This window comes from Pseudomonas sp. LF020 (assembly GCF_053456425.1).
Window position 1 is genome coordinate 685,904 of the sequence record NZ_JBRFIX010000002.1, and the last position, 12,207, is coordinate 698,110.

8 protein-coding genes are annotated in these 12,207 nt (G+C 60.5%); 4 read left to right on the forward strand and 4 right to left on the reverse strand.

Annotated features, from left to right (window positions below; genetic code table 11):
• Positions 1-75 precede the first annotated feature (75 nt).
• The 4 genes from ACU680_RS07020 (at position 76) to ACU680_RS07035 (ending at position 4,199) form a co-directional block, all read left to right on the forward strand.
• Complete coding sequence (locus ACU680_RS07020) at positions 76-324, forward strand: DUF3203 family protein (protein ID WP_007968520.1); 249 nt, start codon at positions 76-78, stop codon at positions 322-324.
• A 196-nt stretch (positions 325-520) separates the two neighbouring features.
• Positions 521-1,951: a cytochrome c oxidase accessory protein CcoG gene (ccoG, locus tag ACU680_RS07025; protein ID WP_448179056.1), complete on the forward strand. Its 1,431-nt coding sequence runs from the start codon at positions 521-523 to the stop codon at positions 1,949-1,951.
• A 220-nt stretch (positions 1,952-2,171) separates the two neighbouring features.
• On the forward strand, positions 2,172-3,581 hold the full coding sequence (gene mapR / locus ACU680_RS07030; RefSeq protein ID WP_329697883.1) for a GntR family transcriptional regulator MpaR: 1,410 nt from the start codon (positions 2,172-2,174) through the stop codon (positions 3,579-3,581).
• Between the two features lie 177 nt (positions 3,582-3,758).
• Positions 3,759-4,199, forward strand: a complete 441-nt coding sequence (locus ACU680_RS07035) for a hypothetical protein (RefSeq protein ID WP_448179057.1) — start codon at positions 3,759-3,761, stop codon at positions 4,197-4,199.
• Positions 4,200-4,308: 109 nt separating this feature from the next.
• Here ACU680_RS07035 and ACU680_RS07040 read toward each other — a convergent pair whose 3' ends face one another.
• From ACU680_RS07040 to ACU680_RS07055, 4 genes are all read right to left on the reverse strand, one after another.
• Positions 4,309-5,055, reverse strand: a complete 747-nt coding sequence (locus ACU680_RS07040; RefSeq protein WP_007968514.1) for an SDR family oxidoreductase — start codon at positions 5,053-5,055, stop codon at positions 4,309-4,311.
• A gap of 244 nt (positions 5,056-5,299) precedes the next feature.
• Positions 5,300-7,381, reverse strand: a complete 2,082-nt coding sequence (locus ACU680_RS07045) for a putative bifunctional diguanylate cyclase/phosphodiesterase (RefSeq protein WP_448179058.1) — start codon at positions 7,379-7,381, stop codon at positions 5,300-5,302.
• Positions 7,382-7,633: 252 nt separating this feature from the next.
• Positions 7,634-9,094, reverse strand: a complete 1,461-nt coding sequence (locus ACU680_RS07050) for an efflux transporter outer membrane subunit (RefSeq protein ID WP_367084644.1) — start codon at positions 9,092-9,094, stop codon at positions 7,634-7,636.
• On the reverse strand, positions 9,091-12,198 hold the full coding sequence (locus ACU680_RS07055; RefSeq protein WP_329697879.1) for an efflux RND transporter permease subunit: 3,108 nt from the start codon (positions 12,196-12,198) through the stop codon (positions 9,091-9,093). Before ACU680_RS07055 ends, ACU680_RS07050 begins: the two co-directional genes overlap by 4 nt.
• Positions 12,199-12,207 lie beyond the last annotated feature (9 nt).

The following is a 12,207-nucleotide window of genomic DNA, read 5'->3' on the forward strand; positions in this document are numbered from 1 at the left end:
TTAATCAGTTGCGCAGAACGATCGGCCAATGCGGCGCCCTAACCTTGCAGATCCCCCTGAAAAAGGACTGCCCCCATGCCCGTTCGCATCGATGAATCCAATCCTGAACAGAAAGTGTGTTTTTTCACGGTCGAGAATGGCGAGGAAATTCGCATTTGCGACACCCTGGAAGTCAAAACGGACAGTGAAAAAGCCATGTCTTTCGTTGAAATCGAAGGCCGGCGCGTTTACATCACCGAAGCCGAGGCAGACGCATTGACCGTCGCCGGCGCCAGAGACGGTCGCAAGCACCTGAAGGCTGACGAGAGTGATTCGGTGATTTGACTTGACCCGGATCAACACCCGGCGCAAACGCCTGCGTTAGGCATTTGCGCCGTTGTCGGCGGGCTGCTTCAAGTTGTCGCAGGGCCGGCGCGAAAAGCCATCTGATCCGCTTTTTATTCAAATAGCTGAGTCTGTTATGCAAACAGATCGGCGCTCATAGTTCATCCGCCTGATGGAGGCTGATGAGCGAATGACCATGAGCGAACAAATCCCCGTCCGAACCGTAGAAGCAGCGCCAACCATAAAAAATGTGCCTGGTCGCCCGATGAAGGCGAAGGCCGGCTCCACCGACAAGCAGATCCACACCCGCAGTTTCACTGGCCTGTTCCGAACCCTGCGCATGAGCGGCGCGGGGTTTCTGTTTTTGCTGTTCTTCGGCACCGTGTGGCTGAACTGGGGCGGGCGTCAGGCGGTGCTGTGGGACTTGGCCGAAAGCAAATTCCACATCTTCGGCGCGACCTTCTGGCCGCAGGATTTCATCCTGCTTTCGGCGCTGCTGATCATTGCCGCGTTCGGCCTGTTCGCCATCACCGTGTTCGCTGGCCGGGTCTGGTGTGGTTACACCTGCCCACAGAGTTCGTGGACGTGGATCTTCATGTGGTGCGAGAAAGTCACCGAAGGTGAACGCAACCAGCGGATCAAACTGCAAGCGGCGCCCTGGGGCCTCAACAAACTGGCGCGGCGCGCGGCCAAGCACACCCTCTGGCTGGCAATCAGCGTGATGACCGGGCTGACATTCGTCGGCTACTTCACACCGATTCGCCCGCTGGCCGAAGAGCTCTTCACCCTGCAAATCGGCGGGGTCAGTCTGTTCTGGGTGCTGTTCTTCACCGCTGCCACTTACATCAATGCCGGTTGGCTGCGCGAAGCGGTATGCATGCACATGTGCCCGTATGCGCGATTCCAGAGCGTGATGTTCGACAAGGACACTCTGGCGATTTCCTACGACGTCGCCCGTGGCGAAAACCGTGGCCCGCGCAAACGCGATGTGAAGCCCGCCGAGGCCGGCCTCGGCGATTGCATCGACTGCCAGTTGTGCGTGCAGGTGTGCCCGACCGGCATCGACATCCGCGACGGCTTGCAGATGGAATGCATCGGCTGCGCGGCCTGCATCGACGCCTGCGATTCGATCATGGACAAAATGAACTACCCGCGCGGCCTGATCCGCTACAGTTCCGAGCGCGAATTGCAAGGCGGCAAGACCCATCTGCTGCGACCACGGCTGATCGGCTACGTCGCGGTGCTGCTGGTGATGATCGGCGCACTGGCGCTGGCCTTGGTCGAACGGCCGATGGTCTCGCTGGACGTGACCAAGGATCGCGGGCTGTTCCGTGAAAACGGTCAGGGCCAGATCGAGAACATCTACACCCTCAAGGTGATCAACAAGACCCAGCAGCGCCAGGACTACCACCTGAGCCTGGTGGATGGCGACGGCTTCCAGTTGCAGGGCAAGACCGAACTGAGCCTGGCGCCGGGGGAGATTGTCGATGTGCCGGTGTCGGTGGCGATGACCACCGAGCGCCCGGCCAGCAGCTCGCAGACCTTGAGCTTCAAGATTGCCGACAGCGACGAGCCGCAGATTTACAGCGTGGCGAAAAGCAGGTTTGTGGCGCCGATGAATCGCTGAGCCGTTAGAATCCTCCCCCTCACCCCAGCCCTCTCCCCCCAGGGGGCGAGGGGGAAAGGGAGCAGATCTCAGTGGCTTTCAAACCCGAGTTCGACTCCGGGCTTTCAAGTCGGCGTAACTCGAACATACAACCCGATCAGTCCCCTCTCCCTCCGGGAGAGGGCTAGGGTGAGGGGCTTTCCCTGACACCCTACACATCCAACCAGCACCAAGGCCCCCGATGAAACGCTACGAAAAATTCGCCGACGACATCGCTGAACTGATCCGCTCCGGCGTGCTCGGCCCCGGGCAACGGGTGCCGTCGGTGCGCTACGCCAGCCAGACTTACGGGGTCAGCCCGTCCACGGTGTTTCAGGCCTATTACCTGCTGGAGCGTCGCGGCCTGATCCGTGCGCGGCCGCGCTCCGGCTACTTCGTCAACACCCACGCACCGAGCCCGTTCTCGGAGCCGGTGATCAGCAGCCACGTCAACGACTCCACCGAAGTCGACGTCAGCGAACTGGTGTTCTCGGTGCTGGAATCGATCAAGGACCCGAGCACCGTGCCGTTCGGCTCGGCGTTCCCCAGCCCGACCCTGTTCCCGCTGCAACGGCTGTCGCGTTCGCTGGCCAGCGCCGCACGGGAGATGGACCCGCGCATGGTGGTCACCGACATGTCGCCGGGCAACCCGCAACTGCGCCGGCAGATCGCCCTGCGCTACATGGTCGGCGGGCTGATGCTGCCGATGGAAGAACTGCTGATCACCAACGGCGCCCTCGAAGCGCTGAACCTGTGCCTGCAAGCGGTGACCGAGCCGGGCGATCTGGTGGCCATCGAAGCCCCGGCGTTCTACGCCAGCCTGCAAGTGCTGGAGCGCCTTAAACTCAAAGCCGTGGAAATCCCCGTGCACCCGCGCGACGGCATTGACCTCGGCGTACTCGCGCAGACCCTGGAGCGCCATCCGATCAAGGCCTGCTGGTGCATGACCAGTTTCCAGAACCCGATGGGCGCGACCATGCCCGAGGCGAAGAAACAGGAACTGGTGGAACTGCTGCGCCGGCATCAGGTGCCGCTGATCGAGGACGATGTCTACGCCGAACTCTATTACGGCCAGCAAGCGCCGAAACCGGCCAAGGCGTTCGACACCGAAGGGCTGGTGATGCACTGCGGTTCGTTCGCCAAGAGCCTGGCCCCCGGCTACCGCATCGGCTGGGTCGCCGCCGGGCGCTACGCGCAGAAAATCGAACGGCTGAAACTGATGACCTCGCTCTGTGCCTCGATGCCGGCACAAGCGGCCATCGCCGACTACCTGCAGCACGGCGGCTACGACCGCCACCTGCGCAAACTGCGCTACGCCCTGGAAGAACAGCAAAGCGCGATGCTCGCAGCAATTGCCCGCTACTTCCCGGCGCAGACCCGCGTCAGCCAGCCGGCCGGTGGCTACTTCCTGTGGCTGGAACTGCCACCGCAGATGGATTCATTGAAGTTGTTTCAGATGGCGTTGGCGCAGGGGATCAGCATCGCGCCGGGGCCGATCTTCTCGCCGACCCAGCGCTTCAGGAATTGCATCCGCTTGAATTACGGCAGCCCGTGGACTGAAAGTTCGGAGAAGGCGATGGAGACGTTGGGGCGGATTGTGCGGTCGTTCTAGCTCAAAATCAGACCGACGGCAGGTAAAACAGGAAAAACCTAGTATTTCTGACAGTAGATAAAACGCTCAGGTCAAAATAGGCTAAAGATGAAGTTAAGTTAACTGGCTATTACCAATGCCCCGTACAGAACAATTAACTTAATCTTATCCAAAGCAATTTATGCCAAGGAGCTTCCAATGAGCACAAAGAGTTACATTGACGATTACACGAACTTTCAATATACCTGGCTTAGTACCAGCGGCGACAATAGCAGAGTGATTGACGACAAAAGAGAAATCGCCTTAGGGGTTAAGTTAACACGAACAGGTGATGGACAAAATTCCTCTCTCGATCTAAGGAAAAAATTTCCTGTCCATTTCGAACAGAAAGATATAAAGATCACATTCAGAATGTCTGTTCCAGAAGGTATCGAAATACAGACATTTAGGCTGAAAACCTTTGGAGGCAAGGATTACATTGATATTTCCGCTCCTGCTGCGGATGGGAAATGGCATTCAGTGGAGGCAGAGTTGTCAATCACCGAGAGCGATAGGAATGAACTTTGGATCTCGATGTTTACAGCCCCTAATGAACAGGTACTCGTCGGATTTAATGACATCCATATAGTTCAGCATTAAAAACTTCAGTTCAGAGTGAGCACGGCACACAACTTTGATTTTCCGTGCCTCACTCCACCCGGCTCAACAACCGGACTTTTCCTCCACCTCCATCTCGCTTTTCCAGGCTCTAACGCCCGCCCCCCAGATCAACAAACGTCCCCGTCGCATAAGAAGCCTTGTCCGACAGCAACCAGACAATCGCCTCCGCCACTTCATCCGGCCGCCCGCCCCGGGCCATCGGAATCGCTGACTCCAGCTTGCTGACTCGATCCGGATCACCGCTCAACGCGTGGAAATCGGTGTAGATATAGCCCGGACGCACCGCGTTGACGCGAATTCCCTCGCCCGCCACTTCCTTGGACAGACCGATGGTGAAGGTGTCGAGCGCGCCTTTGGACGCGGCGTAGTCGACGTACTCGTTGGGCGACCCCAGACGAGCGGCGACCGAGGAGACGTTGACGATGCTGCCGCCCTGCCCGCCGTGTTTGGGCGACATGCGCAGGATCGCGTGCTTGGCGCAGAGGATCGGCGCCAGGACGTTGGTTTTCATGATCTTGAGAATGCGGAACTCGGACATTTCATCGACCCGCGACTTGTGCCCGACGGTGCCGGCGTTGTTGACCAGCGCGGTGACCCGTCCCAGTTCGGTATCGACCCGCTGAAACAGCGCGATCACCTCGTCTTCGATGCTGACATCGGCGCGTACCGCAATGGCTTGCGCCCCCAGCGCCCGCACTTGCTCCAGCACGCTTTGCGCGGCCTGTTCATCCGACTGATAGTTGATGCAAATCCGATAGCCCTGCCCGGCAGCCAACAACGCCGTAGCGGCGCCGATTCCGCGCCCGCCACCGGTGATAACCATGACTTTATCCATGCTGGCCCTTCCCCCCAATGCACACGTAACAGTCGGGTGGAAGAATAACCGCCATTGGGCGGTTTTGCATGGGGTCTGTCAAAGACAAAACCCTGCATGACACTGAGAGGTTTTTTGTGGCGAGGGAGCTTGCTCCCGCTCGGCTGCGAAGCAGTCGTGAATCCGGCCAACACGGTACAAACCGAGTAAAGACAGGGCCGCTTCGCGCCCCAGCGGGAGCAAGCTCCCTCGCCACAGATTGCAGTCAGACAGCCGCCTGAGTCTCTCCACGGGCAATGTTCTGCATGAAACGATCCGCCGGCAGCGGATGCCCCAACAGATAGCCTTGCAAAGAATCACAGCCCAATTGAGTCAGGAAATCCTGCTGCACGCCGGTCTCCACGCCTTCGGCAACAATGCGCAAGCCCAGGGCCTGCCCCAGTGCCACAATGGCCGAAACGATGGCCGCGTCATCGCTGTCGTGCTCCAGATCGCGGACAAAACCGCGATCGATCTTCAGCTCGTTGGCCGGCAGGCGCTTGAGATACATCAGGCTCGAATACCCGGTGCCGAAGTCGTCGATCGACAGGTCGACGCCCATGTCCGACAACTCCTGCAACACCGTCATGCTCGCATCGGCGTCGCTCATGGCGGTGGTTTCGGTGATCTCCAGGGTCAGGCTGTTGGCCGGCAGATGATGGGTCGCCAGTGCCTTGGCCACGCTCTGCACCAGCCCGGCGTGGCAGAACTGCAACGCCGAGAGGTTCACCGCGATGCGCCAGTCGGTGTAGCCGAGCACGTACCATTCGCGCATCTGCCGGCAAGCTTCGTTGAGCACCCATTCACCGATGGCGATGATCAGGCCGGTCTTCTCCGCCAGGTCGATGAACTTGTCCGGGAGCAGCATGCCCTGGGTCGGATGCTGCCAGCGCAGCAATGCTTCGGCACCGACCGGACGACCACTGGCGGCGTCGAATTTGGGTTGGAAGTACAAGCTGAACTGACTGTGCTCCAGCGCGGCGCGCAAATCTTGCAACAACTGCAACTGCTTGCGTGCGTTGCTGTTCATCGAGGCATCGAAGAAGCTGTAACCGTTTTTGCCGCCGCCCTTGGCGTGATACATCGCCGCGTCGGCGTTCATCAGCAGTTCCTGCGCGTTTTGGCCATTGCCCGGGTACACGGCGATGCCGACGCTGGCGGAAATCTGCAAGTCGTGCTCGGCCACGCGGAACGCCTGGCCGATCAACCCGACCTGACGCGCGGCCAGGCCCAGCGCATCGTCGGGTTCGCTCAGGCGCACCAGCAGCACGAATTCATCGCCGCCGATCCGCGCCAATGTGTCCTGGCTGCGCAGGTCTTCACGCAGACGCCCCCCGACTTCACGCAGCAACTGGTCGCCCATGTGATGGCCAAAGGCATCGTTGACCGGTTTGAAACCATCCAGATCGATGAACATCAACGCAAAACAGCCGCCCTGTTCCTCGACTTTTTTCATCGCCTGATTGATCCGGTCATCCAGCAGCATGCGGTTCGGCAGGCCGGTCAGGGTGTCGTGCAACGCCAGTTGCGTCAGTTCGCGGTTGGCCAGGGTCAGCGAATGCGCCAGATCGGCGGTCCGCGCTTCAAGGCGAGCATCGAGAATCGAAGTGAGCAAGGCGATCGACAGCACCGCCAGCGTGGTGATCAACACCAGGTTGTCGAGGCCGTTGCCCTTGAGGCCGTCGAGCGTTGCCCCGCAGAAACTGCCATCAGGAAACTGTGCAGCGGCCATGCCGGTGTAGTGCATGCCGACAATCGCGATGCCCATGATCACTGCCGCACCACCACGAATCAGACGCACATAAGGCGAGTGCTGGCGCAGGCGGAAGGCGATCCATAACGCCGCCGCCGAGGCCCCGACCGCGATCAGCAATGAGGCGCCGAACAGCGTCGGGTCGTAATCGATGCCCGGCGTCATGCGCAACGCGGCCATGCCGGTGTAATGCATGGCGCTGATGCCGGCGCCCATGATCAAAGCACCAAAGGCTAATTGCAGAATCGGCAGTTTCGGCTGGCTGACCAGCCACAGGGCAAATCCGCAGGACAGCACTGCGATCAACAGCGACAGCGCGGTAATCGCAATGTCGTAGCCCAGGTCGATCGGCAGCTTGAAGGCCAGCATGCCGATGAAGTGCATCGACCAGACGCCAACCCCCATCGCCAGCGCGCCGCCCGCCGTCCAGAAATGCACCGCTCGCCCACGGGCGCTGGCGATGCGCCCGGTCAGGTCGAGCGCGGTGTAGGACGCGAGGATCGCCACACACAAAGAAATGAAAACCAGGGTGAAGGAATAATTACCGATGAGCATGAAGATTCTCGCGACCACCCGCGCCGTACTGCGTCCATTCTCGGCCGGGCAAATGCGGCGATTGTACTGATTGCGCGGAAGAACGCACTGACAAAGTAATCATTTTGCCATCAACCCGATGAAACGCTTGTTTGAGGTCTTGCAAGGCTCTGGCACAACGATCACAACCTGTAGGAGCTGCGGCACGCTGCGATCTTTTGACTTTGTTTTTAAAGATCAAAAGATCGCAGCGTGCCGCAGCTCCTACACGATTTATTCGGTGGCCAGTTGTCCGTCCCAACCGCCGCCCAGTGCCGCGATCAATTGCACGCTGGCAATCAGGCGATTCTGCAGGATATTCAGCACAGTGCGCTCGTTGCTCAGCGCCGTGGCCTGGACCACAACCACATCGATGTAGGCAATCAACCCGGCCTTGTACTGGTTCTGGGTCAGGCGCAGCGAGTCGCGTGCAGCATCCAGTGCTTCCTGACGCACACCCGCCTCGTCCTCATACACCTTCAATTGCACCAGATAGTTTTCCACTTCACGGAAACCGTCGAGCACGGTCTGGCGGTACTTGGCGACGGTCTGGTCATACACCGCTTCGGTGCGATCAACTTCGGCCGAACGGATCCCGCCATCGAAAATCGGCAAATCCAGTTTCGGCCCGACCGACCAGAAACGGTTCGGCAGCGTTAGAAGATTTTTCGAGGTACTGCTGCTGTAACCGCCGCTCATGCTCAGGGTCAGATCCGGGTAATACGCAGCTTTGGCTACGCCGATATTGGCATTGGCGGCGATTACCGAGCGTTCCGCCGAGGCGATGTCCGGACGTCGCTCCAGCAACTGCGAAGGCAGGCTCAGGGGAATCTGCGGCAGGTTCGGAATGTTCTGGCTTTCAGCGATGCTGAACTCGGCCGGCGCCTGCCCGGTGAGCACGGCGATAGCGTTTTCGAACTGCGCGCGTTGCCAGATCAGGTCCACCAGATCGGCCTGAGTGGTTTTCAGCTGGGTCTGCGCCTGCGCCACCGCATCGCGTCCGGAAATCCCGGCGCGGTACTGGTTCTGGGTCATTTGCAGCGACTTTTCGTAGGCCGCGACGGTGGCCTCGAGCAAGCGTTTCTGCTGGTCGATCACCCGCAGTTGCAGGTAGTTCTGCACCAGCTCCGACTGCTGGCTCAGGCGCATCGCGGCCAGATCGGCGAAGCTGGCCTGGGCGCTGGCTTCGTTGGCTTCCAGACCGCGACGCAACTTGCCCCAGATGTCGGCTTCCCAACTCACACCCAACTGCGCGTTGTAGGTGTCGCGTATGCCGCTGGCCGAACTGCTCAGGCTCGAACTGCTGCTGCCGGTGCCCTGGCTGGAACGGGTCTTGCCCACGCTCAGGTCCACGTTCGGGTAAAACGCCCCACGGGCGCTGCGCACCAGGGCCTGGGCCTGACGGAACTGGGCTTCGGATTGCGCGACAGTCTGGTTGGAACTGTTGAGTTTTTCGATCAGGCCATTGAGCTGCTGATCGCCATACAACTCCCACCAGGCGCCACGGGCCAGCGAGTCACTGGGGTTGGCCTGTCGCCAGCCCTTGGCTTCCTTGTATTGCGCGACCTCGGCGGTCTGCGGGCGCTGATAGTCCGGGCCGACGGCGCAGGCACTGAGCATCGCCACGCACAGCGACAGGCTCAGCAGACGCGAGCCGCGCGCAGTGGCCAGATTGAGAAGCGAACGATCGGTCATAGCGGAGTTTCCAGAGCGGCGTCAGTACGCACGCCACGCCACTTGTTGAAGCGGTGGCGCAGCTTGTCGAGATAGAGGTAAACCACGGGTGTGGTGTAGAGGGTCAGGACCTGGCTGAAGATCAGGCCGCCGATGATGGTCAGGCCCAGTGGCTGGCGCATCTCCGCACCTTCGGCGCGGCTGAGCAACAGCGGCAAGGCGCCGAGGATCGCCGCCAGCGTGGTCATCAGAATCGGCCGCAGCCGTTGCAGGCAGGCGCTACGGATCGACTCCAGCGGCGACAGGCCCTGATGGCGCTCCAGTTGCAGCGCCAGGTCGATCATCAGGATCGCGTTTTTCTTCACCACACCGATCAACAGGAACAGTCCGAGCAGCGAAATCAGACTGAACTCGCCGCCCAGCGCATAGATCGACAGCAATGCACCGACCCCGGCCGAGGGCAAGGTCGAGAGAATGGTCAGCGGGTGAATATAGCTTTCATACAACACACCGAGCACCAGATACACCGCCAGCAACGCACCGAGAATCATGAATGGCTGGCTTTTCTGGGTCGCGGCAAAGGCATCGGCGGTGCCGGCCATTTTCGCGATCACGTCTTCCGGCAGGCCGACCTTGGCAATCGCCCGCTCGATCGCGGCACTGCCCTGCTCCACGGTCACGCCTTCAGCCATGTCGAACGCGATGCTTTCGGAGGCGAACTGGCCTTCGTGGCTGACGCGGTCGTCTTCCAGGCTGTTTTCATAATGGGCGATAGTCGACAACGGAATCCGTGCGCCGTCGGCGGTGATTACGTGCACTTGATTGAGCGTCACCGGATCCTGCGCGTATTTCGGATTGACCTCCATCACCACCTGATACTGGTTGAGGCTGTCGTAGATCGTCGAAATCTGCCGCTGGCTGTAGGCGTTGTTCAACACTGCCGTGACCATGTTCATGTCGACACCCAGGCGCTTGGCCTGATCGCGGTCGACAATCAGCGTCACCTGCTGCGCGCCACGGCCCTCGCGGGCATCGATGGCGGTCAGCTCGGGCAATGCGCGCAGCGCGGTGACCACTTTCGGATACCACTCGCGCAACGCGCCCAGATCACCGCTTTGCAGGATGTAGCTGTATTGCGAGGTGGTCTGCTCGCGGCCACCACCGAACTGCAGATCCTGGTCCGCCATCAGCATCAACTGGGCGCCGGGTACCTTGGGCATTTCCTTGCGCAGGCGTTCGATGACTTTCTGCGCCGACAGATTGCGCTCCTTGATCGGCTTCAGGCGCACCAGCATGAACGCGTTGTTGGTGCCGTTGGTACCACCGATGAACCCGGCCACACTCTCCACCGCTTCGTCCTTGAGCACGGCGCGGCGGAAGGTTTCCATTTTCGGCTGCATCACGCTGAACGACAGGCCATCGTCGCCACGCACGAAACCGATCAACTGGCCGGTGTCCTGCTGCGGCATGAACGTCTTCGGTACTACTACGTACAGCGCGACGTTGACCCCGACCGTGATGATCAGGCTGAGCAAGGTCAGACGCCGATGGCGCAGCACCCAGTCGAGACTGGTGGCGTACTTGCCGACCATCCAGTCATTGGTCTTTCGGCTCCAGCGTTGCAGACGGTTTTCCTGGCCCGGCGTGTGTGGCTTGAGCCAGCGCGCACAGAGCATCGGCGTCAGGGTCAGCGAGACCACCAACGACACCACGATCGCCGCCGCCAGGGTGATGGAGAACTCGCGGAACAGACTCTCGACAATCCCGCCCATGAACAGGATCGACAGGAACACCGCCACCAGCGACACGTTCATCGACAGCAAGGTGAAACCGACTTCCTTGGCCCCGAGGTAGGCGGCTTTCATCGGTTTGACGCCTTCGTCGATGTGTCGGGAAATGTTCTCCAGCACCACGATGGCATCGTCCACCACCAGCCCGGTGGCCAGAATCAACGCCATCAGCGACAGGTTGTTCAGCGAAAACCCGTAGAGGTACATCACCGCGAAGGTGCCGACCAGCGACACCGGCACCGCCAGCGTCGGAATCAGCGAGGCGCGGAAATTCCCGAGAAACAGGAACACCACCAGAATCACCAGCGCCACGGCGATCAGCAGGGTCATTTCCGCTTCGTGCAGGGTGGCCTTGATCACCGGCGAGCGATCCATCGCCAGATTCAGTTTGACGCTGGCCGGCAGTACCGCTTGCAACGCCGGCAACTGCGCCTTGATCTCGTTGACCGTCTCGATGATGTTGGCGCCGGCCTGGCGGTTGATCACCAGCAGCACCGCTGCGTCATCGTTGAAGAAACCGCTGTTGTAACGGTCTTCGACGCCGTCGCTGACCTTGGCTACATCCTTCAGGCGCAGGGCCGCGCCGTTGTTGTAATGGATGATCAGTGATTCGTAATCCTTGGCCTTCTCCAACTGGTCGTTGGCCTGGATCTGCCACAGGCGTTCGCCGTCTTCAACCGAACCCTTGGGCCGGCGCACATTGGCCCCGGCAATGGTCTTGCGCACGTCATCGAGCGCCACGCCGTACTGGTTCAGCGCCTGCGGCTCGAGTTCGATGCGCACCGCCGGCAGCGAACTGCCGCCGATCTGCACTTCACCGACACCCTGCACCTGCGACAGGCTCTGCGACAGAATGGTCGAGGCCAGGTCATAGAGCTGGCCTTTTTCCAGCACATCCGAAGTCAGCGACAGCACCATGATCGGTGCCTGCGACGGGTTGACCTTCTTGTAGGTCGGCATGCTGCGCATCCCGCTCGGCAACAGGTTGCGCGAAGCATTGATCGCCGCCTGCACCTCGCGCGCCGCGCCGTTGATGTCGCGGTCGAGGTCAAATTGCAGAATGACCCGGGTCGAACCCTGGCTGGAGCGGCTGCTCATGGTGTTGACGCCGGCAATCGCGCCGAACGAACGCTCCAGCGGCGTCGCCACCGTTGACGCCATGACCTCGGGGCTGGCGCCGGGCAGACTGGCCTGGACCACAATCACCGGGAAATCCATTTGCGGCAGCGGCGATACCGGCAGCAGGCCGAAGCTGACGCCGCCCAGCAACATGATTGCCAGGCTCAGGAGCATGGTCGCGACCGGGCGCTTGATGAAAGGACCGGACAAGTTCATTGACCAAGA